The organism is Mycobacterium sp. NPDC050041 (assembly GCF_049541695.1).
In the GTDB taxonomy this organism is placed as follows: Bacteria; Actinomycetota; Actinomycetes; order Mycobacteriales; family Mycobacteriaceae; genus Mycobacterium.
This window is the reverse complement of record NZ_JBMVDG010000008.1, coordinates 169,450-190,823: the sequence shown is the minus strand read 5'-3', so window position 1 is coordinate 190,823 and position 21,374 is coordinate 169,450. Positions and strand designations below refer to the sequence as shown.

At 71.1% G+C, this 21,374-nt stretch carries 24 protein-coding genes; 12 read left to right on the top strand and 12 right to left on the bottom strand.

Annotation, left to right across the window (positions count from 1 at the left end):
* Positions 1-144: 144 nt before the first annotated feature.
* The 3 genes from ACPCHZ_RS22935 to ACPCHZ_RS22925 are packed head-to-tail and all read left to right on the top strand — an operon-like array spanning position 145 to position 2,288.
* Complete coding sequence (locus ACPCHZ_RS22935) at positions 145-657, top strand: hypothetical protein (protein ID WP_308214653.1); 513 nt, start codon at positions 145-147, stop codon at positions 655-657.
* Positions 658-1,821 carry a glutathionylspermidine synthase family protein gene (locus ACPCHZ_RS22930; protein WP_423486847.1) on the top strand — a complete coding sequence of 388 codons (1,164 nt, stop codon included), beginning with the start codon at positions 658-660 and terminating at the stop codon, positions 1,819-1,821.
* 14 nt (positions 1,822-1,835) lie between these two features.
* Positions 1,836-2,288 carry a DUF350 domain-containing protein gene (locus ACPCHZ_RS22925; RefSeq protein ID WP_423486846.1) on the top strand — a complete coding sequence of 151 codons (453 nt, stop codon included), beginning with the start codon at positions 1,836-1,838 and terminating at the stop codon, positions 2,286-2,288.
* Here ACPCHZ_RS22925 and ACPCHZ_RS22920 read toward each other — a convergent pair.
* The 10 genes from ACPCHZ_RS22920 to ACPCHZ_RS22875 form a co-directional block, all read right to left on the bottom strand.
* The gene (locus ACPCHZ_RS22920; RefSeq protein WP_423486845.1) at positions 2,266-3,288 is read right to left on the bottom strand and encodes a YihY/virulence factor BrkB family protein; all 1,023 of its coding nucleotides are present in this window, start codon (positions 3,286-3,288) and stop codon (positions 2,266-2,268) included. The two genes, ACPCHZ_RS22925 and ACPCHZ_RS22920, sit on opposite strands and share 23 nt — an antisense overlap.
* A 45-nt stretch (positions 3,289-3,333) precedes the next feature.
* Positions 3,334-4,050 (bottom strand): TVP38/TMEM64 family protein, encoded by a 717-nt coding sequence (locus ACPCHZ_RS22915; RefSeq protein WP_423486844.1) that lies wholly within the window; start codon positions 4,048-4,050, stop codon positions 3,334-3,336.
* A 28-nt stretch (positions 4,051-4,078) separates the two neighbouring features.
* Entirely contained in the window at positions 4,079-5,086 is a 1,008-nt protein-coding gene (locus ACPCHZ_RS22910) for a CobW family GTP-binding protein (RefSeq protein ID WP_423486843.1), read from the bottom strand.
* 6 nt (positions 5,087-5,092) lie between these two features.
* A complete protein-coding gene (locus tag ACPCHZ_RS22905; RefSeq protein WP_423486842.1) occupies positions 5,093-5,872 on the bottom strand; it encodes an SDR family oxidoreductase in 780 nt (259 codons plus the stop codon).
* Positions 5,873-5,935: 63 nt separating this feature from the next.
* Positions 5,936-6,910 (bottom strand): GlxA family transcriptional regulator, encoded by a 975-nt coding sequence (locus ACPCHZ_RS22900; RefSeq protein ID WP_423486841.1) that lies wholly within the window; start codon positions 6,908-6,910, stop codon positions 5,936-5,938.
* Entirely contained in the window at positions 6,903-7,313 is a 411-nt protein-coding gene (locus ACPCHZ_RS22895; RefSeq protein ID WP_423486840.1) for a MarR family winged helix-turn-helix transcriptional regulator, read from the bottom strand. The genes ACPCHZ_RS22900 and ACPCHZ_RS22895 overlap by 8 nt, the downstream gene beginning before the upstream one ends.
* Before the next feature lie 38 nt (positions 7,314-7,351).
* Complete coding sequence (gene treS / locus ACPCHZ_RS22890; RefSeq protein ID WP_423486839.1) at positions 7,352-9,640, bottom strand: maltose alpha-D-glucosyltransferase; 2,289 nt, start codon at positions 9,638-9,640, stop codon at positions 7,352-7,354.
* Positions 9,641-9,733: 93 nt separating this feature from the next.
* Positions 9,734-10,711, bottom strand: coding sequence for a DNA polymerase domain-containing protein (locus tag ACPCHZ_RS22885; protein WP_423486838.1), 978 nt, complete (start codon positions 10,709-10,711; stop codon positions 9,734-9,736).
* The gene (locus ACPCHZ_RS22880; RefSeq protein ID WP_423486837.1) at positions 10,711-11,595 is read right to left on the bottom strand and encodes an endonuclease/exonuclease/phosphatase family protein; all 885 of its coding nucleotides are present in this window, start codon (positions 11,593-11,595) and stop codon (positions 10,711-10,713) included. Before ACPCHZ_RS22880 ends, ACPCHZ_RS22885 begins: the two co-directional genes overlap by 1 nt.
* Positions 11,596-11,608: 13 nt before the next feature.
* Positions 11,609-12,244: a hypothetical protein gene (locus ACPCHZ_RS22875; protein WP_423486836.1), complete on the bottom strand. Its 636-nt coding sequence runs from the start codon at positions 12,242-12,244 to the stop codon at positions 11,609-11,611.
* Between the two features lie 56 nt (positions 12,245-12,300).
* On the opposite strand from ACPCHZ_RS22875, the gene ACPCHZ_RS22870 reads away from it, so the two are divergent.
* From ACPCHZ_RS22870 to ACPCHZ_RS22860, 3 genes are read left to right on the top strand one after another with little or no spacing between them, the layout of a single operon-like run.
* A complete protein-coding gene (locus ACPCHZ_RS22870; protein WP_423486835.1) occupies positions 12,301-12,936 on the top strand; it encodes a TetR/AcrR family transcriptional regulator in 636 nt (211 codons plus the stop codon).
* Between the two features lie 60 nt (positions 12,937-12,996).
* On the top strand, positions 12,997-13,362 hold the full coding sequence (locus ACPCHZ_RS22865; RefSeq protein WP_423486834.1) for a hypothetical protein: 366 nt from the start codon (positions 12,997-12,999) through the stop codon (positions 13,360-13,362).
* 41 nt (positions 13,363-13,403) lie between these two features.
* Positions 13,404-13,652, top strand: a complete 249-nt coding sequence (locus tag ACPCHZ_RS22860; protein ID WP_423486833.1) for a DUF6480 family protein — start codon at positions 13,404-13,406, stop codon at positions 13,650-13,652.
* 3 nt (positions 13,653-13,655) lie between these two features.
* Here the strand turns inward: ACPCHZ_RS22860 and ACPCHZ_RS22855 are convergent, their stop codons facing one another.
* Both ACPCHZ_RS22855 and ACPCHZ_RS22850 read right to left on the bottom strand, forming a co-directional pair.
* Entirely contained in the window at positions 13,656-14,438 is a 783-nt protein-coding gene (locus ACPCHZ_RS22855; RefSeq protein WP_423486832.1) for a hypothetical protein, read from the bottom strand.
* An 11-nt stretch (positions 14,439-14,449) separates the two neighbouring features.
* A complete protein-coding gene (locus ACPCHZ_RS22850; RefSeq protein ID WP_423486831.1) occupies positions 14,450-15,049 on the bottom strand; it encodes a TetR/AcrR family transcriptional regulator in 600 nt (199 codons plus the stop codon).
* 96 nt (positions 15,050-15,145) lie between these two features.
* Here ACPCHZ_RS22850 and ACPCHZ_RS22845 point away from each other — a divergent pair, with 96 nt between their 5' ends.
* The 6 genes from ACPCHZ_RS22845 (at position 15,146) to ACPCHZ_RS22820 (ending at position 21,372) form a co-directional block, all read left to right on the top strand.
* Complete coding sequence (locus ACPCHZ_RS22845; RefSeq protein WP_423486830.1) at positions 15,146-16,165, top strand: NAD-dependent epimerase/dehydratase family protein; 1,020 nt, start codon at positions 15,146-15,148, stop codon at positions 16,163-16,165.
* Positions 16,162-18,381: an acyl-CoA dehydrogenase gene (locus ACPCHZ_RS22840; protein WP_423486829.1), complete on the top strand. Its 2,220-nt coding sequence runs from the start codon at positions 16,162-16,164 to the stop codon at positions 18,379-18,381. The genes ACPCHZ_RS22845 and ACPCHZ_RS22840 overlap by 4 nt, the downstream gene beginning before the upstream one ends.
* A 36-nt stretch (positions 18,382-18,417) precedes the next feature.
* Positions 18,418-19,626 (top strand): thiolase family protein, encoded by a 1,209-nt coding sequence (locus ACPCHZ_RS22835; RefSeq protein ID WP_423486828.1) that lies wholly within the window; start codon positions 18,418-18,420, stop codon positions 19,624-19,626.
* Position 19,627: 1 nt separating this feature from the next.
* Positions 19,628-20,056: a Zn-ribbon domain-containing OB-fold protein gene (locus ACPCHZ_RS22830; RefSeq protein WP_423486827.1), complete on the top strand. Its 429-nt coding sequence runs from the start codon at positions 19,628-19,630 to the stop codon at positions 20,054-20,056.
* 82 nt (positions 20,057-20,138) lie between these two features.
* On the top strand, positions 20,139-20,684 hold the full coding sequence (locus ACPCHZ_RS22825) for a CsbD family protein (RefSeq protein ID WP_423486826.1): 546 nt from the start codon (positions 20,139-20,141) through the stop codon (positions 20,682-20,684).
* 25 nt (positions 20,685-20,709) lie between these two features.
* Positions 20,710-21,372 carry an IF2 family translation initiation factor gene (locus ACPCHZ_RS22820; protein ID WP_423486825.1) on the top strand — a complete coding sequence of 221 codons (663 nt, stop codon included), beginning with the start codon at positions 20,710-20,712 and terminating at the stop codon, positions 21,370-21,372.
* Positions 21,373-21,374: the final 2 nt, after the last annotated feature.

Genomic DNA, 21,374 nt, shown 5'->3' with positions numbered 1-21,374 from the left:
GATCCGCAGGATCCAGGGACTCCGGGACCCGATCCCGCCGGTCAGAGTGGCTCGGGTGCGGACCCGACGCCGCCCACCGTCGGCTCGGCGGCCGGGCAGCCGCCCGAGGTTCCGCCGCCACCACCACCGCCCACCCGCGGCGTCATCCGCACGCAGGAGCCCGGCATGACGCGGCCCCGCCAGCCCACCGTCGCCGAGGCCCGCGCCCGCGACAAGGCGAAGAAGGCCCGCGAAGCGGCGGAACGGTTCGCCGCCGAGCAGGCCGAGAAGCAGGCCGAGAAGGCACGTAAACGCCGCAAGGCGCTGATGGGCACCGCGGCGGTGGTCGGCGTAGTCGGCGTCGTCGCCCTCGGCTACACCCTGCTCAGTGACGACGACGAAGAGGTCGCCGCCAGCTGCGTGCGCGACGGCAGCAACGAGGTGGTGCCCGACAGCTACTGCAGCTCCGGCAGCAGCTCCGGGTCGGGCGGCGTGTTCATCTACGCGGGCTCGCCCTACCGGTACTACTACGGCGGGTCCAACCGCGGCGTCGGAACGATCGCCTCCGGCGGCACCCTCGAGCTGCCCAAGGGCACCTCGGCCAAGACCAAGTCCGGCACCTCCATCAAGCGCGGTGGCTTCGGCTCATCGTCCAGTTACGGCAGTTCGGGCAGCTGAATGCGACGTGAACGACGCGCTCCCCGGCCGGACTGGGAGCAGATCGTCGCCGCCCAGGGGATGTGCTTCGGCACCCCGGCCCGCCTCGCCGACGGCAGCGCGCGCCCGTACTGGGACGAATCGGTGCACTACGTCTTCGACATGGACGAGGTGCTGTCCATCGAGGCGAGCGTCGAGGTGCTGCACTCGATGTGCCTCACCGCCGTCGAACACGTGGTGCTCACCGAGCGCTTCGCCGACTTCGGCCTGCCCGACTGGAGCTGGGAGCCCATCGCCGCGTCGTGGCGGCGCAGCGATCCGCACCTCTACGGCCGCTTCGACCTGCGCTACGACGGCAGGCGTCCGCCCGTGCTGCTGGAGTACAACGCCGACACCCCCACCAGCCTGCTCGAGGCCGCGATCCTGCAGTGGCACTGGAAGACCGACGTCTATCCCGAGGACGACCAGTGGAACTCGCTGCACGAGAAGCTGGTCGAACGGTGGGGTGAGATCAGGCCTCAATTGATGGGCGCCGAAACACATTTCACATGGTCGTCGGCCGACGAGAGCGGCGAGGACAACGTCACCCTGGCCTACATCCAGGAGTGCGCGGCCGAAGCGGGACTGCACACCGTCGCGCTGGCCATCGAGCAGATCGGGTTCGACGAGGAGCTCAACCGCTTCGTCGACCTCGAGGAGGCGCCCATCTCGTCACTGTTCAAGCTCTACCCGTGGGAATGGGTGCTCGACGACGACTTCGGCCGCCGCGTCGTCGAACTGCTGCCCGAGACGATGTGGGTGGAGCCGCTGTGGAAGACGCTGCTGAGCAACAAGGCGATCCTGGCGGTGCTGTGGGAGATGAACCCCGGGCATCCGAACCTGCTGCCCGCCTACCTCGACAACCCGCACGAACTCACCGAGTACGTGCGCAAGCCCAAGCTCGGCCGTGAGGGCGCCAACATCACGATCGTCGGGCCCGGCTTCGAGACCCAGACCGGCGGTGTCTACGGCGAAGAGGGCTATGTGTACCAGCTGCTCGACCCGCTGCCCGAGTTCGACGGCATGCGTCCCTGCCTGGGGACGTGGATCGTGGGCGACGAATCGGCCGGGCTGGGCATCCGCGAGACCGCGGGACTGATCACCGACGACGGCGCAGCCTTTGTGCCACACCGCATTCCACTATGACCCGAGGAGAACCCATGTTGCTGGCCGCCGAGCTCGAGCCCGGATACTGGTCGATCGTCGGCCACGGTGTCGCGGCGATCGCGCTCTACACGATCGTCGGCATCGCCCTGATGGTGCTGGGCTTCTTCATCATCGACTGGACCACCCCCGGTCCGCTGCGCACGCTGGTGCAGGCCGGCAGGCCGAACGCCGCGGTGGTCGCCGGCTCGGGTGCGCTGTCCATGGCGCTGATCGTGGTGCTGGCCATCTTCAGCTCCTCCGGCGACCTCATCGAGGGGCTGCTGCGGACGCTGGTCTTCGGTCTGGTCGGCCTTGCCGCGCAAGCGCTTTCGGTGCGGTTGATTCACGTGGGTACCGGGATCGACATCGGCGACGTGCTGGCGGCCGAGGTCTATGTGCCGCAGGTGTGGGTGATCGCGTCGTCCTACTTCGCCTTCGGCATCATCATCGCTGCGGCGATTCTGTAGCAGGTTCTCCCGGCTTCGGATCCGCCGGCTTCTCCTCCGCCGGTTCGGCTCTCGGGTCGAAGTGCACGCTGACGCGCTGAAAACCCTTCACCCGTTCTGCTTTCGCCTTGCGGGTGTAGGTGCGCCGGTCCGCCGAGGTGAGGTCGACGGCGTCGGTGAACGGGGTGAGCAGCGCCCTCGGGTACAGCCGGTCGACGAGCACCACGTTGATCTGCGCGCACATCACCAGGCTGACCGAGAGCAGGTAGAGGAACGCCAGCAGGCCGAGCACCAGGGCGAACACGCTGTTGGTGGCGCTGGACCTCGCCACCACGCTCCCGACGTAGCCGGTACCGAACGACTGCAGCAGCTGCCACAGCACCGCGGCGGTCAGCGCGCCCGGCAGCACCTGGCGGTAGGTCACATGCCGGGCCGTGGTGACCCGGAAGGCCACCAGGCAGATGAACGCGTTGATCATGACGGCCGTCAGGATCAGGCCGGCCTTGCCCCACCAGCCGAGGGTCTCGGTGGCCCGGCCCGCCGCGGACAGCACGGTCGCGGTGATCGCCGCCGTCCCGAGCACGAGCAACAGCAGCAGGCTGCGCAGCCGCGAGCGGATCGGGTCGGGCCGGTTGTTGCGCGGCACAGCCCACACCGTGTCCATCGCGTTCTGCACGGCCTGCCCGACGCCCAGTCCGCCGTAGAGGGCGCCCGCGATGCCGATCACCACGGCCACCGCGCCGCCGCTGAGCTCCTCGGGTGTCTGCAGCTGACTGCCGATCACCGGCAACTGTCCGATCGCGGACTGCACCACCTGCTGCTGCAGGTCGGGCTGTCCGACCAGCAGCACGCCGACCGCCGTGGTGAGCAACAGCAGCAGCGGGAACATCGACACGAACGCGTAGTAGGTGATCAGCGCGGCGAGGTAGCCACCCTGGTCGTCGATGTACTTGTAGACCACCGCGATCGCGAAACCGACAGCGCGGTTGCGCTGCTGCAGTCTGTCGAGCCAGCCCACCATGTACGGACTCCCTGACGTGCGGATGGCCGGTTGCTGCGCTCGGAACTACCCGTTATCGCGGCGGTCCAAGCGCCCGGCCCGCCAGTGCCGGAATCCGCGGTGTGCGGCGAACGCGCCGGCGACGGCCGTCACGCACCAGACGGCGATGGCCGCATAGATCAGCGGTGAGGACAGGTCACCGATGGAGGCGCCGAGCGCGGTGTAGACGAACGCCCGCGGCACCGATCCGATCAGCGCACCCGCGGCCATCTGCCAGACCGGCACCCCGAACGCGCCGAAGGCGTAGGAGGCCAGCGCGTCGGAGATACCGGGAACGAAGCGCTGGCCGACGACGGCCCACAGCCCGTGCCGGGCGATCTGGGCCTCGATGCGTCCGGCGCGCTCCGGCCCGAGAAGGCCCATGGCGCTGTCGCGGCCCGCCCGCCGGCCGAGCAGGCTGGTGATGACGGCCGTGCCCACCGTCGCGCCCAGCGTGACGAACAGGCCGAGCACCGGGCCGAACAGCGCACCGCTGCCGGCGGCGAGCAGCGGCCCCGGCACGAACACCGCGCCGAGCACCGCCGACACCACCACATAGGTCAGCGGTGCGACCGGGCCGGTGGCGGCCACCGCCTGCCGTACTCCCTCGACGTCGACGACCCGCGTCACCGCGACGACGTAGAACAGCGTCAGCAGCAGCGCGGCGAGGAGCGCCAGCCGCAGGATGTGTCTGCGCCGGTTCGGCGCCGCGGCGTCGCCGTCGTCGTCAGCGGAGTCGGTCATGTCATCCGCGATCCTGCCGCACCGGCATTCAGAAGCTGAGCTGCCGGTAGCGCTGCAGCCTGCGCAGCCCGGCCGCGGACACCGCGCCCTCGGGCGGGCGCAGTGCGGTCGTCATCTGCGCGCGCACCTCGTCGGTGTCGAACGACGTGCCGATCGCCACCAGCCCGTTGACCGCGGGCGCGCGGTCGGCGGTGCTCACATGGATCGACGTGCCGACCACGTTCACCACGTAGCCGCGCGTGCGGGCCCGGTAGCGGACGGCGACGGTGCCCTTGAGCCGGTAGACGCCTGCGGGCCGCTGCTCGAGCAGGTCCACCAGCGCGCCGGGGTCGACGCCTCCGCTGCCGGTCACCGTCACCGAGTCGGCGTGCACGTGGTGGTGCTGATCCTCGATCAGCAACTCCCGGAAGGACAACTGCCCGACGGATTCAGCGGTGCCCGCCGCGTCGTACAGCAGCGTGGGGTCGACCCTGCCGCCCACCGCGCCGACGACGTGCGCATCGGGGTTGCGCTCGCGGACCCGCGCCTCGATCCGCTCCAAGGCGGCGCCACGACCGTCCTCGGGGATCCGGTCGAGCTTGTTGACCACCACCAGTGACGCCGCACCGTAGCGGGCCGGCGCGGTGCCGCCGCGGTCGACGGTGTCGAAATGCATTGCGGCGTCGATGACGTCGACGATCCCGCCCGGCCGCACGTTGTCGACGCCGCTGAACCGGATGATCCGGGAGATGGCGACCGGGTCGGCCAGTCCGCTGGCCTCGACGATGATCGCGTCGAGATTCAGCTTCGGGTCGGCCAGTTTCTGCAGCGCGACGTCGAGCGCCCCGTCGTCGGGCAGGCAGCAGATGCAGCCGCCCGCGATCGAGGCCGGCTCGTCGACCTGCCCGGTGACGAGTGCTGCGTCGACGTTAAGCTCACCGAAATCGTTGATCACCACGCCGATTCGGGCGTCCGGGGCCCGCAGCACGTGGTTGAGCAGCGTGGTCTTCCCGGCGCCGAGATAACCGGTCAGCGCGATGACCGGGACGGCCCGCACCGGCGGTCAGTCGGCCTGCGCGGGCCGCGCCGCCGACTTCTTGAATCGGGGTGCGAGCTGGACGAACTCGGGGACGACGGTCGGGTTCGCGTGCGCCGCGGCGATGAGGGTGAGCAGGGTGTCGGCCACGTCGTCGAGGGCGGACATCCTGGCGGGCAGCTGACCGTCCTGGACCCAGGACTGGAACAGCTGGGCCAGTAGGTCGCGGTCCGCGCCGCGCAGGATCTCGGTGTCCTCGGTGGGGCCGATGCCGACCCGGATGACCGACAGCTCCGGGTGCTCGCCGCGCCAGGACCGCAGGATCTCGTCGAGTGCGGCCTTGCTGGCGCTGTAGGCGGCGACTCCGGCCCGCGGCCTGCCGACGTTGTGGTCGGACGCGATGAGCACGACGCCGCTCTCCGACAGGTGGGGCAGCGCGGCCCGCAGCACGTTGCTCGCGCCGACGGTGTTGACGGTGAACGCGTGGATCCAGGTGGCGACGTCGGTGTCCTCGACGAAGGCGAACGGGATCACGGTGCTGGTGAACACGACGGCGTCCAGCCCGCCGAGTGCGGATGCCGCGGCGGACACCACAGTGGTGATGGCCGACGGGTCGGCCACGTCGAGCTCGAACGCCAGGCCGCTCACCGTCTCGGCCAGCTCGGTGAGCAGGTCGATCCGGCGCGCCGCGACGGCCACCCGCGCGCCGTGCCTGCCTGCCCCGGTGGCGACGGCGTGGCCGATCCCCGACGACGCCCCGACGACGAGAAGGCGCAGACCCGCGACGTCGGCATGGGGAGCGTTCATTTAGGCAAGCCTTTCGTAAGTGTCAGTCCATGGAACCAGTGCCGCGCGACGAAGGGCAAACCGCTACCCCGCGAGGCGGTCCTGGAACGCCGCCCGGTAGCTGCGCGGCGGCACCCCGGCCAGCCTGCGGAACTGCTCGCGGAAGTTCGCGGGCGAACTGAAGCCCACTCGCCTGCCGATCGACTCGACGCCGAGGTCCGACGTCTCGAGCAGCTCCTGGGCGTGGCGCACCCGGACGCCGGTGACCCACTGCATCGGGGTCTGGCCGGTCTCGGCCTGGAAGCGGCGGTTGAGCGTCCGCACGCTCATCGCGGCCCGCGCCGCGATCTCGCCGAGCGTCAGCTCGCGGTGTGCCTCGGTCTCGATCCAGGCCAGCACCGAGTCGAACTCGCGGCGCACGCCGGAGGCGGGCAGCGGCACCCGGTTGCGGACGATGAACTGCGCCTGGCCGCCGCTGCGGTGCAGCGGGGCCACCGACAGCCGGGCGGCGTCGGCGGCGATGGCGGCGCCGTGATCGCGCGCCACGATGTGCAGGCACAGGTCGATGCCGGCCGACGCGCCCGCCGAGGTGAGGATCTGCCCGTCGTCGACGTAGAGCACGTCGGGATCCAGCAGCACGTCCGGGAAGGCGGCCCGGAAGGCGTCGGTGCCGATCCAGTGGGTGGTCGCGCGGCGGCCTGCCAGCAGTCCGGCGGCGGCCAGGGTGAAGGCCCCGGTGCAGATCGAGACGATCCGGGCGCCGCGGGCGTACGCGGCGCGCAGCGCGATCACCAGCGCAGCGGGCGGGGCCGCCGTCACGTCGCGGCGACCGGGAACCACGATGGTGTCGGCCTCGGACAGCGCGTCGAGGCCGCGGTCGGTGGCGATGCGGAACGGTCCTGCGCTGACGACGGGTTCGGTGCCGCACACCAGGACCCGGTAGCCCGGCTCGCCCGAGGCGAGGGTGACCCAGCCGAACACCTCGACCGGCGTGCTGAGGTCGAACGCGATGGTGTCGGGCAGCGCCACCACCGCCACTGTGTGCGCCGGACTATTCACCGAACATCTCCCGTCGCACCACCGCGGCGAGCGTGTCGCGCAGCGCGTCGGGCACGGCCAGCGCTCGGTCGCAGTCGGCCGCGGCGTCCGCGGCGACCGTGAGCAGGTGCCTGCCGTGCGCGGTGAGCCGCGGGTACGACGCCCGGCCGCGGCTCTCGATCACGACGGCGCCGGCGTCGGCGAGCTGGATCATGGTGGCCTGCATGCTCTGTGGGGTGATCCGGGCCCGTCGCGCGAGGTCGCTGTAGGACAGGTCCGGCGCACGCGACAGGTGGCCCAGCGCACCGAGGTGACGCAGCGTCAGGCCGTGATCGGCCAGCGCGTCCTCGAGGCGGCGCTGCGCGGCGCGACCGGCGCCGATGAGCAGCATGGTGGTGCTGTCGATCAGGGAACTCCGGCTCACCCGACCACTATAAGCCAGACTGTAAGTCGGACTGAAGGTCAGTCCTCGTCGAGCTCCTCGACCGGCGCTTCGACGAGCAGCGACATGCCGTGGTGCGCGGGCATCTCGACGGCGAAGCTGTGCAGGTCGTCGACCGTCGCGAAGGCCTTGCCGGTGAACATGTCCGACACCGACGAACCCGGCGGCAGCTTCTTCGAGCGCACCGATCCGGCGATGTCCTCGTTGGCGAAGTTCAGCACCGTGAGCTGGTACCGGTTCTCGTCGGCGAGTTGGTGCACGAGCACCAGCATCCCGCGGTGCGACACCTCGGGGATGTCGATCTGGCGGCTGGTCGCGATGCCGTAGTGCGAGCGCACCCGCAGGATGGCCTGCAGCTGACGCAGGAAGCTGGTCTCGTCGGCCATCTGCTCGGGGATGGGGCCGTAGAGGCTGCGCCCCCGCGGCATCCCGGCCTGGGACTGCGTCGCCGTCGGGTTGACCCCCATCAGGTCGTGGGCGGCGCGGTGGATCCAGCGGGTGTCCCCGCCGCGCAGCAGTTCGGCCACCTTGCCCGCCGGCAGCGTCAGCATCCCGCACAGGTCCCAGCCCGACAGCGCGAACACCCCGGGCTGCAGCGCGTTGAACATCGCCAGCAGTAGGTGGGCCCGGCGGATCCGGTCGACGTCCTGGATTTGATCGAGATCGGTGACGCCGAGGGTCGCGGCGATCACCGTCGCAGTGGTGCAGGCGATGCCGTTGGTGGTGAACACCAGGTTGTACGGGGCGTTCTCACCGGTCAGCCGGTCGGACAGGTCCCGGCGGACGGTCTCGCCGAGCACCTCACCGGTGATCTCCTCGCCCTTGTAGGTGTAGATGTCGTCGCGGTGCCCGGTCGACCAGTGCACGAGTTCGTAGGTCAGCTCGTCGTGGTTCTGCAGCGCGTGCACCAGCGACGCCGGGTCCACGTTCAGTTCCAGGGTGGTGCGCAGCGTGAGCCGCAGGAACTCGGTGTCGGCGGTCGCGAGCGCGTGGTGGTAGGCGGGCCGGTTGACGAAGTCGTAGGACAGGTCGGCGCCCGCCTCGCCGATCTCGCGGATGTCGTCGATGGTGAGATTGAGCTCCTGGAAGGTGAACCCGCCGACCTTGCGCACCATGCTCGCGATCAGATGGTTGGCGGCCTCCGACAGCGGGTGGCCCTCCGACCAGCCGACACCGTCCTCGGCGGCGGTCTTCTCCGCGCCGAGGAAGCCGTTGGCGTCCAGCCGCAGGCCGCCGGTGCCGAGGTCGGCCAGCGAGTGCAGCGCGTCGCCGATGACCAGGCGCATGCCTGCGAACGACGGGTCGAGCCAGTTGATCGACGGCTGCCCGTCCTTGAAGTAGTGCAGGTACACCCAGCGCCGTTCGACACCGTCGATGCCGACCACGGGACGCGTGACACTCCAGTTGGTCTCCTTGACGCCTTCGGCGTAGAAGATCACCCGCTGCAGCCTGCCGATGATGTAGCCGGCCTTGTCCAGCCACTCCTCGGTGGTGGGGTCGATGTTCACCGAGTCCTGGCCGGCCGGGACCGCGGGCAGGTGCTCCCAGTCCCGCGGGTCGATCTCGACCATGTGGTAGATGCCGGGGTAGTCGGCGTACTTCAGCTCGGCGAGCCGGAAGTCGGCGCCCTTACCGGTGTGGCCGGGCACGATGTCGTCGATGATGGTGCCGCCGTACCAGTTGGCGGTCCCGCACATGTGGCGGAACTCCTCCTCGGTGCCGAACGCCGGATCGATCTGCGTGCTGATGCGGTCGAAGTGCCCGTCGACGCTCGGCGTCAGCTGCCAGCCGGAGATGCCGCCCGCGCGTTTCACCGGGCCGGTGTGGATGGCCTCGATGCCGATCTCGGAGAACGCCTTCCACATGTCCTCGTCGGACATCGCCTTGAGGAACGACTCGTTGGACCGGGTGATCAGCGACAGCGGGTAGGCGGTGAACCACACCGATGCGGTCTCGACGGCGCCGCGCGGACTGGGGGTGGCGTACGGGTTCTGCCACATCGAGCCCTGCCCGGAGAACTGCTGGCTGATCTCGTTGGCGTCGGCCAGCATCGACTGGGACAGCAGCCAGGACACGTACGCCGGGTTGTCGCCGGTGGGGGAGCCGTCCTGGGACAGCGAGCGGCGGGTGAACGGCGCCTTGACGCGCGGGCGGAACCGCAGCGACCGCGGGCGTGCCGGGTGCAGGTACTCGTCGAAGGTGACTTCGGTCGGCTCGTTGGGCTGGTCGTCCGGGGCCTGCTCGCCGGTGGCCTGTTCGTCGAGAGCCGTCAGCTGATCGTCGGGCTCCGACTCTGCCGCCTGAGACATGAATCCCCTTCACTGGATGTGGTGACCGGCCGAGTGCCGTTCCGACGGAGTATTGCCAGCGCACCTCGGTGTCGAAACCGGTCGCGTTCAACCCTACGTATCGGTACCGGGCGCCGCCGGGTCACCGGCCCGCCGTGCGCGGGCCCGGCGCTTGCCCTCGTGCATCGCCGCGACGCGCGCCACCGGGATGGTCCGGCCGTGCGCGACGAGGTCGTCGGGCAGCCGTTGCGGCGGCGGCATCGACTCCGCCCACGGGTCGCCCGCCCCGAGCGCGTCGATCGCGGTGTGCACCGTGAAATCGGCGGGCGTCACCCGGTCGAGGTCGGACCACGGCACCGGGAACGACACCGGCGTGCCCGGCCGCAGCCGCGGGCTGTACGCAGCGGCGACGGTGGCCCCGCCGGCCCTGGTGGAGTCGACGAAAACCTTGCCGCCCCGGTCGGAGACGATGAACGCGGTGGTCGCGATGTCCGGGTCGAGCGCCTCGGCCCGTGCGGCGAGCGCGCGGGTGGCGCCCGCGACGTCGTCGACCGGAGTGTGGTCGTCGATCGGCACGAACACGTGCAGGCCCTTGGCGCCGCTGGTCTTGACGGCGCCCGCCAGCCCGCTGTCGGTCAGCGCCTGACGCACCAGGTGCGCGACGGCCACCACCGCGGAGAAGTCGGCGCCCTCGGGCGGGTCGAGATCGAGGATCAGGTGCGTCGGCCGGTAGATGTCGGCGGCCAGGCCCAGCGTCGGGTGGTATTCGACGGCGCGCTGATTGGCCAGCCACAACAGGGTCCGGCGGTCGTCGCACAGTGCGTAGCGCACCTCGCGGTGGGAGGACTCGGCCCAGATCGACGCCGTGCGCACCCAGTCCGGTGTGTGTTTCGGGACGTTCTTCTGCATGAACGGCGCCCTGCCGCGCAGCACCCGCAGCACCGTGAGCGGGCGGCCGGCCAGGCCGGGCAGGATGCGGTCGGCCACGGCGTCGAGGTAGTCGATCAGGTCCCGCTTGGTGGCCCCGGCATCCGGTGTCAGGGCCTGGTCGAGGTTGGTCAGCTCGACGCCGTCGCGGTGCTCGCCACCCATCAGCCCACCCTAGAACCCGCGCGGCGCCACCAGGGCGGTCGTGGGGCCTGCGCGGCCGCGCGGTGGGCGAGGCGGCACACCACCCCGAAGTGGTCGGACGGGAAGACCCGCGGCAGCGCGGCGGACACCGGCCGGGTGCCGAGCAGGTCGATGCCGACCGGCTCCCACCGCCTGCCCTTGACCAGCACCCGGTCGAACCGGACGTGGCGGTGCTTGTTCTTGCTGTCGAAGCGCATCAGGTTGATCGACGTGTCCTCGGTGAAGCCGTCCTCGCCGGGACGCAGCGCCGGCCACACGTCGGTGAACGGCGCGGTGATGCGGCCGTCCTCGGCGTCGCGCATGTTGAAGTCGCCGAGCAGCACCGCTTCGTCGACCCCGCGCACGGCGCGGAAGAGTGAGCGCAGCTGCCGGGCCCGCAACCGCGCCGATCGCTTGCCGCTGTCGAGGTGCACGCAGCAGACCGCCACCGCGGCGCCGTTGACCGTGAGGTCTGCGCGCAGATAGCCGCGGTCCAGCCGCGTCGGCAGCCGCGTGTAGGTCACGCCGTCCACCGGCAGCCGGGTGAGCAGCAGCATCCCGTAGTTGCCGACGCCGTCACCGGTGATCGAACTCGCCAGGTAGTGCTCGCGGACCCAGGACTGGGTGAGGAACACCTCCAGCGCCGGCGGCGTGACCTCCTGGAAGACCATGACGTCGGGCATGGCGTCGCAGAGTAGGGCGGCCATCGCACGGTAGCGGTGATCGGCGAAGTGTTCGTCGAACCACATGTTGAAGGTGGCCAGGGTGAGTTCGTCGCACTCGACCGGCGCGGGCGCGTGCACCTCACGCCACCGGCCGCCGGCAGCATCGAACCGCTCGACCGGGAGGCGGCGACGACCCCTCACGGCACCATGCGGATCAGCGCGGCGCGGAGGAGTCGGACAGCCCCGTGCGCAGTGCGATGGCCTGCTTGGTGCCGACGTCGGTGACCACCTCGGGCGGGGTGGGCTGGCCCAGCACGCTGCCGAACTCGATCCGGACCACCGCGGGACCCTGCGTGAAGAACAGCAGGGTGACGTCCTTGTTGCCGTCGGGCGCGGTTCCGCTGATCACCGTTCCGCCGGTGCCGACCGGCGAGGGCTGCGGGGTGCCGCCCACCACCGAGGCGGTCATGGACTTCACGCTGGCGTCCAGGGCACTGGTCGCGGCGGTCTCGTCGGGGGTGACGTTGATGGTGACGCCGACGGCCCTGGTGTCGTCCTGGTTCACGAACAGTGCCGAAACCCCTTGCCCGCCACGACGGTTGGGCACCGACGACCGCGGGGTGAAGGTGTCACCGGGACTGTCGATGTCACCGGGCTCGATGAGCAGACCCGAGTAGTCGACGGCGCTGCTGTTCTCCTTGGGGGCCGAACTGGGCGCCGTGGTGGTGGCCGCGGGCAGCCCCGTCGGGGCCGTCGCCTCTTGACCGGACGGCGGCGTGCAGCCGGCCAGGACGGCGGCGAGAACGGCCGCTGCGGCGATGGTGACGGTGGTGCTCGACAAGACACGCATGGAAATCTGCTGGTTCCCCCGATTGTGGTTCATGAGCTGGACATATACTGGACACGATGTCCACAAAACACGGTACACGCGCCGTCGAGGACGGCGCAAACACCGCCGGCCCGGCGCGCCGCGGCAGACCCCGCGACGTCACCGTCCGCGACGCCGTGCTGCGCGCCGCCGCCGACCTGGCGCTTTCCGGCGGCCCCGGGGCGGCCACCATCGACGCGATCGCCAAGCGCGCCGCCGTCAGCCGCACCACCGTCTACAAGTGGTGGCCGTCGTCGGCGGCGATCGTGCTCGAGGGCCTCCTCGGCTCCACCGTGGGATCCATCATCCGGCCGGAGGGCAGCAGCACCCGCGAGGCGCTCGCCCACCACGTGCACTCGCTCAACGCGATCCTGTCCGACACCGGCACCGGACCGCTCGTCCGGCGGGTGATCAGCGCCGCCGACACCGACCGCGACGTCGGCACCGCACTGCTCGACCAGTGGCTGCTGCCGCGGCGGGCCGCACTGATGGCGGTGCTGCACGACGCCGCGGCCCGCGGTGAACTGCGCGATGGCGCCGACCCGGAGGTGGTCGTCGACGCGCTGGTGTCACCGGCGTACTACCGCCTGGTGTTCGGCCTGCCCGCCCTCGACGACGACGCGCTGACCGGCCTCGTCGACACCGTCTGGCGGGGCTGCGCCCGCCTGCCGTGATCCGCGCGGCCCGGCGAACTGCTGCGCCGAAGGGGTCTGACCCGCGGCGATACTGAGCAGATGTCGCAGCACCCGCCGTACCCGCCCGTCCCGTCGCCTGCCCAGCGGCGGGACAGCAGGAGGACCAGCATCCTGGCTCCGCTGGTGGTCCTCGCCGGTTGCGTGTCGATGCTCTGGTCGATGCTCGCCGGGGCCACCGCCCTCGACGTCTGCCGCAGCGGGTGCGACACCGGCGTCAACCTCACGGTCTTCGGCTGGGTGTGGGGCGGCGCCGCCGTCGCCTTCGTGCTGATGACGGTCGGCATCCGGCGGGCGCGCAGACAGGGCAGGCCCACCGCGCCGTGGCCGGCCGCGGCGTTGGCGATCATCTGCTTCACCGCGGTGTCGGGCGTCTACATCGTCAGCGCGATCGCCGGGATGCTGTGACGTCACGTGTGAGCCCCGTGCCATCGGGTACGCCTCTCCCGATGACAGCTCAGCCCCCAGACCCGGATCCCGCCGACACCCCGGGGCTCGAACCCGGCGGCGGCGTGGCGCCAGGCGACACCCCGCCCGACTCGGCGCACGTCACCCAGTCGGCGAACACCGACCCCACACCCGCTCGCCGGTTCACCCCTGGCGCGATCGCCGCGTTCGCGATCGTCGGGATCATCGCGGCGGTGTTCCTGGTGGTGGCGGTGCTGCGGCTGCTCGAGATCGCGGGCGTGTTCCGCTGACCCTCAGCGGTTGACCTTGCGCACCTTGTAGCTGGACGGCCAGGACATCCGGTCCTCGTCGCCGACCAAAGGGGTGCCCTTGCCGCCGACCCTGACGTCGTAGGCCTCTTCGCCCGCGCCCGTCTCCCGGTCGGCGTGCTCCTTGGCGAGGTAGTACAGCTCGTCGATGGTGGCCTCGCCGTAAGCGACGAACGTGGTGTTGCGCTGGGCGTCGTCGATGCCCGCGGTCATCCGGTCGGGGAGCACCTTCGACGCCAGCGCCGCCAGTCCGAGAAGCACGAACGGGATCACCCAGTAGCAGACGAACGACAGCGGGGTGTCGGCGTCGAAGATGGTGGCCCGGCCGTAGACCAGCGGCGGAATCACCGACGAGATCGTCATGCCGGCGAACGCGGCGATCCAGATCCAGGTCAGCAGTGTCGTGATGCGCTCGAACAGCTCGCTCTTGAGCACGTTGGCCGGACGGCCCACCTCGGCGAACTCGCGGACGAAGGGCCGGCCCGCCAGCAGGCCGATCAGCGCGACCAGGAAGATGCCGAGATTGCCGAGCGGCTGCAGCCACTCCGCCATGAACGCCTCGCTGGTGGTGAACGTCAGCACCGTCAACACCGCGAAGACGATCACCGCGCCGAGCTCCAGGGTGCGGCCCGGCCAGTGCAGCGCTCGGCCGATGCCGAAGCCGGCGGCCGCGATCGCCAGCGCCGCCAGGACGGCCGTGCTCGCCGGCACGTTGCCGACGAGCACCCAGTAGACGATCCACGGCGCGAAGCCGAACAGTGTGCTCACGGTCGGTCAGTCTATGGCCGGCGGCCGTCGGCCGGGCCGCGTCCGGTCAGCGAGTCCACGATGGTGCGGGTCGCGAACTCCGCCCGGTGGCGGGGATACGAACGACCCTCGCGCAGAACGGCATACACGATGCCGCCGACGATGGCGTCGGCGGCGGCCTCGGCGACCGCCTCGTCGACGCCGTCGGCGAGCAGCCGCGACCGCACCGCCTCCTGCAACGGACCGCTGAATCCGCTGCGCAGCCGGTCCGCGGTGTCGTCGTGCTCGATGGACGCGACCGTGAGGATGCGCAGCATCGCCGAACCCCGCGCAGTGGTCAGGGTGGCCGCCAGCCTGCCCGCCCACCGGGCGAGGTCGGCGGTGACGTCGTCGGAGTACGCCACCGGGCGAAGGATCCGGTCGGCGTCCTCGAGCAGCACGTCGGCCACCAGCGCGGGCCGGCTCGGCCACCAGCGGTAGATGGTCTGCTTGCCGACACCGGCGCGGGCCGCGACGGCCTCGATGCTCAACCCGTCGAAGCCGCGCTCCAGCAGCAACTCCCGGGTGGCGGTGACGATCGCGGCGCGCGACTTCTCGCTGCGCCGTCGCGGCGCGGTGTCGAGCTGTGGCACAGCCACCCCCTGCGCGGTCGTCGGCCGGATCCGGCTAGCGTAACCTAGCGCGAGACGAGACGGTCCGTCTCGCCAGGCGACGACGGAAGCAGTGGAGTGGCCTCGAGGAGTCTGGTCATCGGCGCGAGCGGGTTCCTCGGCTCGCACGTCACCCGGGCGCTGGTGGCCGCCGGTGAGGACGTGCGGGTGCTGATCCGCACCACCAGCTCCACCCGCGGCATCGACGGCCTGGACGTCGAACGCCGCTACGGCGACGTCTTCGACACCGCGGCGGTGCGCGACGCGATCGACGGATGCGACACCGTGTACTACTGCGTGGTCGACGCGCGGCCGTGGCTGCGCGACCCGGCACCGATGTGGCGCACCAACGTCGACGGTCTGCGCAGCGTGCTCGAGATCGCCGCGCAGGCGCCACTGCACCGGTTCGTGTTCACCAGCTCCATCGGCACCATCGGCCGCGTCCGCGACGGGCTGGCCACCGAGGCGACCGCCCACAACTGGCTCGACGACGGCGGCGAGTACATCCGCACCCGGGTGGCGGCGGAGAACCTGTTGTTCGACTACTGCCACGACCGCGGGCTGCCCGGCGTCGCGATGTGCGTGGCGAACACCTACGGTCCCGGTGACTGGCTGCCCACCCCGCACGGAGGTCTGGTGGCGGCCGCGGTCCGCGGGAGGCTGCCGTTCTACGTCGCCGGGGCGCAGTCGGAGGTGGTGGGTGTCGAGGACGCGGCACGCGCGATGCTGCTGGCCGGCCGGGTCGGACGCGTCGGCGAGCGCTACATCGTCTCCGAACGAAACATGTGCGCCCGCGACGTCTACCGCTGCGCCTGCGACGCCGTCGGAGCGACGCCACCGCGGATCGGCGTGCCGCTCCCGGTGATGTCGGCGCTCGGTGCGGCCGGTGAGGCGGCGGCCCGGATCCGGGGCCGCGACACCCGGTTGACCCGGATCAGCGTGCGGCTCATGCACATCATGTCGCCGCTGGACCATTCCAAGGCGGTCCGGGAACTCGGCTGGCAGCCGCGGCCCGCGACCGAGGCGATCGCCGACGCCGCCCGATTCTTCCGCGACCGGCGGCGCCGCGACACCAATGCGGCCGAGGAGGCGTCATGACCATCGGGCTCACCCCGGAGCAGCAGCACCTGACCGACGCCGTCGCGCAGTTCGCGGCGCGGCACGCCCCGGTCAGCCACACCCGCGAGCTGCTCGACCAACTCGCCGGGGGCGAACTGCCGCCCTGGTGGAACGAACTGGTGGCCAACGGCTTCCACGCCGTACACCTACCGGAGAGCTGCGGCGGGCAGGGCGGCACGCTGGCCGACACCGCATGCGTCGTCGAGGCGGCCGCGCAAGCCGCGCTGCCCGGACCATTGCTGCCGACCGTCGCCGCGGGCGCGGTGGCCCTGCACGCCGACCCCACCCCCGCGGCGACCGGCCTGCTGACCGCCCTCGCCGACGGCGCCCCCGCCGCGGTGGTGCTGCCCGAGTACTCGGACCTGCGGGCCACGCCGAGCGACGGCGGCTGGCGCGTCAGCGGCGTCACCACCGCCATCCCCGGCGCCTGCTCGGCACGAATCCTGCTGCTGCCCGCCCACACCGGCGATGCGGGAGTGATCTGGCTCGCCGTGCCCGCCGACGCGCCGGGCGTCACCGCAGAACCGGTGGGCGGCACCGACATCACCACCGACGCAGGCAGCCTGCGCCTCGACGGGTACGACGCGCCCGCATCCGCTGCGCTCACCGGCATCGACGACGACCGGGCGCGCTGCGTCGTGGTGGCGCTGACGGCATGCGCGTCGGCGGGCATCGTCGGCTGGTGTGTCGGCGCGGTGACCGCGCACCTGCGCACCCGCGAGCAGTTCGGCAGGCCGATCGGCGCCTTCCAGGCCCTGCAGCACCGGGCGGCGATGCTGCTCGTCAATGCCGAACTGGCCGCGGCCGCGGCGTGGGACGCGGTCCGCGCCGACGGCGACTCCACCGAGCAGCACCGCATCGCCGCGGCGGGAGCGGCCGTGACGGCCGTCGCGGCGGCGCCCGAACTGGTGCTCGACGCGCTGACCATGTTCGGTGCGATCGGCTTCACCTGGGAACACGACCTGCACCTCTACTGGCGGCGGGCCATCAGCCTGGCCGGCGCCGTCGGGCCGATGAGCAGGTGGACCCGGCGGATGGGCGAGCTGGCCACCACCGCCGTCCGCGACATGGCGGTGAATCTCGGTGCGGCCGAGGCGGATTTGCGCTCCGAGGTCGCCGACACCCTGGACCGGGCGCTGACCCTGGGCAACGACGGCACCGGTAAACAGGGCGACTACGAGCACTTCATGACCGGACCGCAGCGCACCCTGCTCGCCGACGCCGGACTGGTCGCCCCGCACTGGCCCGCGCCCTGGGGACTGGACGCCACGCCGTTGCAGCAGTTGGTGATCGACGAGGAGTTCGCCCGGCGGCCGGATCTGGTGCGCCCGTCGCTGGGCATCGCCGAGTGGATCGTGCCGACCCTGCTGCAGGCCGCCCCGCCCGACGTGCAGCAGCGGCTGATCCCGCCGACGCAGCGCGGCGAGTTGGGTTGGTGCCAGCTGTTCAGTGAGCCCGGCGCCGGATCGGATCTGGCCTCACTGGTGACCAGGGCCACCCGGGTCGAGGGCGGATGGCGCATCAACGGCCACAAGATCTGGACGTCGTCGGCCGACCGCGCGGATTACGGCGCCCTGCTGGCCCGCACCGATCCCGACGCGGCCAAGCACCGCGGCATCGGCTACTTCGTGCTCGACATGCGCTCACCCGGCGTTGAGGTGCAGCCGATCAAACAGGCCAACGGCGAAGCACATTTCAACGAGGTGTTCCTGGCCGACGTGTTCGTCCCCGACGAGATGCTGCTGGGCGACCCGGCCGCAGGCTGGCAGCTGGCCATCAGCACGATGGCCACCGAACGGGTCGCGATCAGCGGCTACGTGAACAACGACCGCGCCACCGCGTTGCGCGCCATGGCATCCGGACCCGACGGCGAGGACGTGCGGCGCGCGCTCGGCGAGATCGACGCCTACACCAACGCGATCAGGGCGCTCGGTGTGCGCGAGACGCTGCGCCTGCTCGACGGCCAGGCCGCCGGGCCTGCGTCGAGCATCGCCAAGGTCGCCACGACCGTGCTGCTGCGCAAGGTGTCCCGGCACACGCTCGACCTGGCCGGCCCGCTGGCGGTGACCGAGCAGTCCGACCCGCCGGTCGTGACGCCGTACCTGCACCTGCCCGCCGAGCTGATCGGCGGAGGCACGCCCGAGATCCAGCTCAACATCATCGCGCAGATGATCCTGGGCCTGCCGCGGAAGTGACGACTGCCAACGTGATTGCAGCGGAGAGGAGTTCGAATGGGACTGCGCGGTGAGGCCGCCATCGTCGGCTATGTGGAGCTGCCGCCGGAACGGATGAGCAAGGCGTCCCCGGCGCCGTTCACCCTGGAGCAGTGGGCCGAGCTCAGCGCCGACGCGCTGGCCGACGCCGGGCTGACCGGTGACGTGGTGGACGGCATCGTGACGTCGCACCTGGCCGAGTCGGAGATCTTCGTGCCGTCGACGATCGCCGAATACCTCGGCGTCGGAGCGAATTTCGCCGAGCTGGTGGACCTCGGCGGCGCCAGCGCCGCAGGCATGGTGTGGCGGGCCGCGGCGGCCGTCGAGCTCGGTCTGTGCGACGTGGTGCTGTGTGTGCTGCCTGCCCGCTACATCACCCCGACGTCGGACCGCAAGCCCAAGGCGCTGTCCGACGCGGTGTTCTTCGGCTCGTCGAGCAACCAGTTCGGTTCTCCCCAGGCCGAATTCGAGATCCCCTACGGCAACCTCGGGCAGAACGGGCCGTACGGCCAGGTGGCGCAGCGCTACGGCGCGGTGTACGGCTACGACGAGCGCGCGATGGCCAAGATCGTCGTCGACCAGCGGGTCAACGCCAACCACACCGACGGCGCCATCTGGCGCGACAAGCCGCTGACGGTCGACGACGTGCTCGCCAGCCCCGTGATCGCCGACCCGCTGCACATGCTGGAGATCGTCATGCCGTGCGTCGGGGGAGCGGCCGTCGTGGTGGCGAACGCCGACATCGCGCGGCGCGCCCGCAACCGGCCGGTGTGGATCAGGGGATTCGGCGAACACGTCCCGTTCAAGACCCCGACGTATGCGGCCGACCTGCTGCAGACGCCGATCGCCAAGGCCGCCGACACCGCGTTCTCGATGACCGGCCTGCGCCGCGAGGACATGGACATGGTGTCGATCTACGACTGCTACACCATCACCGTGCTGCTGTCCCTGGAGGACGCGGGTTTCTGCGAGAAGGGCAAGGGCATGGGCTTCGTCGCCGAGCACGACCTGACGTTCCGCGGCGACTTCCCGCTCAACACCGCGGGTGGCCAGCTCGGCTTCGGGCAGGCCGGCCTCGCCGGCGGCATGCACCACGTCTGCGACGCCACCCGCCAGATCATGGGTCGCGCAGGCGCCGCGCAGGTCGCCGACTGCCACCGCGCGTTCGTGTCCGGCAACGGCGGCATCCTCTCCGAGCAGACCACGCTGATCCTGGAGGGCGACTGAGATGGGCGAGATGACGTTCGAGCGGCCGATGCCGGTCAAGACGCCCACCACGGCGCCGTTCTGGGATGCGCTCGCCGAGCACCGCATCCGCATCCAGTACTCGCCGTCGTCCGGCGCGTACGTGTTCTACCCGCGGGTGCGTGCGCCGCGGACCCTCGCCGACGACCTGGAGTGGCGGGAGATCTCCGGCATGGGGACGCTGTACTCGTTCACCGTCGCGCGCCGTCCCGTCGGCCCGCACTTCGCCGACACGGTGCCGTTGCTGCCCGCGATCGTCGAGTGGGACGAGGGTCCCCGGTTCTCCACCGAGATGGTCGACGTCGCACCCGAGGATCTGCGCATCGGGATGCGGGTGCGGCCGGTGTACTTCGATTATCCCGGAGACCACCCCGACCGGGACGTGACGATGCTGCGGTACCGGCCCGCCTGACGGTGGCGCAGCTCACACGAAGGTTTGAACATCCGCTCTGGTGGAACCTGTCAGCTCGACAGCCAAAGCCAGGAGGGGACACATGTCCGAGCACGAAAAGGCCGATCAGGCCCGTAAAGGACTGGTCGACGCGGTCAAGGGCAAGGCCAAAGAGATCGCCGGCGCGGTGACGGGCAACGACTCGCTCACCGCCGAGGGGCAGCTCGACCAGACCCAGGCGAAGGAACGCCGGGAGGCCAACGCCCAGGAAGCCGTGGCCGACGCCAAGGCCACCGAGGCGCAGTCCGAGGCCGCCGAGGCCAGGGTCGCCGCCGCCGAGGAGCGCACGACAGTCGACGCGCAGGCGGCCACCGTCGAGAACGCCGCGCGCCAGCAGCAGCTGGCGGAGAAGCAGACCGCTGAGCAGGCCGCCCAGGCCGAGGTGGCACGGACCGCCGCGGCGGCGCAGACAGAAGCCCAGCGAGAGGTGGCGCAGGCCGAGGGCGAGGCACGCGCACAGGCCACCGCGGCGGCCGCCGAGGTCGTGGACGCCGACGCCGAACACCGCGCCGCACAGCAGGCCGCGGCCAGCGCCCATGCCGAGGCCGAGCGGATCCGCCAGCAGGCGCCGCCCGCCGACCAGTCCTGACCCGATAGATATCCAGGAGAATCTCGTGAAGATCACCGAATTACCCGTGGCCGTGCTGCGGTTCCAGTATCAACTCGCCCGCTTCCCGCTGCAGCTGATCGAACAACGCGTGGTGTCCCGCCTCAACGAGGAGACGCCGGCCCGGCTGTTCTACGAGCGTTCGCTCGGCATCCTCGACGCCACCGTCGGCGGCGCCCTCAACGATCCGGACCTCGTGCAGCGCGGTGCGGCCTCGGTCGAGCGCAGCGACGCGCTGAGTCGGGCAGCCCGCCTCGACACGGCTGCCGAGGCGAAGAAGGCCAAGGCCGACGCCGAGTTCGAGGCCAAGCGCGATCAGGCCGCGCAGGAACGCAAGGCCGCGCAGGAAAACAAGGTCCAGGAGGTCCGCGAGGCCCGCGAGTCCGCTCAGGAGCGCACCCGCAACGCCGCGGAGACCGCGCGCAAGCGCACCGCCGCGGTGAAGGACTGGGCCGACGACGTCGCGGAGAAGCGGGTGAAGTCCGCCGAGGCGGCCAAGCGTCAGCAGAAGGACGACATCACGGCCGCTGAGCGGAAGGCCACCGAGCAGGCCGCGGCAAAGCGGGAGGACGCGCAGGACAAGCGTGCCGCCGCGGCCGAGCAGAAGCAGCAGGCCGACCGCATCGAGGAACTGGCCGACGTCGAGAAGGACAAGCGCAAGGCCGACTAGCG

What these genes read in the sequence shown, in the direction of transcription:
- ACPCHZ_RS22835 (WP_423486828.1), top strand. Translation starts at nt 18,418, where the DNA reads ATGGGACTGCGCGGTGAGGCCGCCATCGTCGGCTATGTGGAGCTGCCG.
- ACPCHZ_RS22930 (WP_423486847.1), top strand. Translation starts at nt 658, where the DNA reads ATGCGACGTGAACGACGCGCTCCCCGGCCGGACTGGGAGCAGATCGTC.
- ACPCHZ_RS22915 (WP_423486844.1), bottom strand. Translation starts at nt 4,050, where the DNA reads ATGACCGACTCCGCTGACGACGACGGCGACGCCGCGGCGCCGAACCGG.
- ACPCHZ_RS22875 (WP_423486836.1), bottom strand. Translation starts at nt 12,244, where the DNA reads ATGCGTGTCTTGTCGAGCACCACCGTCACCATCGCCGCAGCGGCCGTT.
- ACPCHZ_RS22830 (WP_423486827.1), top strand. Translation starts at nt 19,628, where the DNA reads ATGGGCGAGATGACGTTCGAGCGGCCGATGCCGGTCAAGACGCCCACC.
- ACPCHZ_RS22860 (WP_423486833.1), top strand. Translation starts at nt 13,404, where the DNA reads ATGACAGCTCAGCCCCCAGACCCGGATCCCGCCGACACCCCGGGGCTC.
- ACPCHZ_RS22840 (WP_423486829.1), top strand. Translation starts at nt 16,162, where the DNA reads ATGACCATCGGGCTCACCCCGGAGCAGCAGCACCTGACCGACGCCGTC.
- ACPCHZ_RS22865 (WP_423486834.1), top strand. Translation starts at nt 12,997, where the DNA reads ATGTCGCAGCACCCGCCGTACCCGCCCGTCCCGTCGCCTGCCCAGCGG.
- ACPCHZ_RS22920 (WP_423486845.1), bottom strand. Translation starts at nt 3,288, where the DNA reads ATGGTGGGCTGGCTCGACAGACTGCAGCAGCGCAACCGCGCTGTCGGT.
- treS (WP_423486839.1), bottom strand. Translation starts at nt 9,640, where the DNA reads ATGTCTCAGGCGGCAGAGTCGGAGCCCGACGATCAGCTGACGGCTCTC.
- ACPCHZ_RS22925 (WP_423486846.1), top strand. Translation starts at nt 1,836, where the DNA reads ATGTTGCTGGCCGCCGAGCTCGAGCCCGGATACTGGTCGATCGTCGGC.
- ACPCHZ_RS22825 (WP_423486826.1), top strand. Translation starts at nt 20,139, where the DNA reads ATGTCCGAGCACGAAAAGGCCGATCAGGCCCGTAAAGGACTGGTCGAC.
- ACPCHZ_RS22885 (WP_423486838.1), bottom strand. Translation starts at nt 10,711, where the DNA reads ATGGGTGGCGAGCACCGCGACGGCGTCGAGCTGACCAACCTCGACCAG.
- ACPCHZ_RS22905 (WP_423486842.1), bottom strand. Translation starts at nt 5,872, where the DNA reads ATGAACGCTCCCCATGCCGACGTCGCGGGTCTGCGCCTTCTCGTCGTC.
- ACPCHZ_RS22870 (WP_423486835.1), top strand. Translation starts at nt 12,301, where the DNA reads ATGTCCACAAAACACGGTACACGCGCCGTCGAGGACGGCGCAAACACC.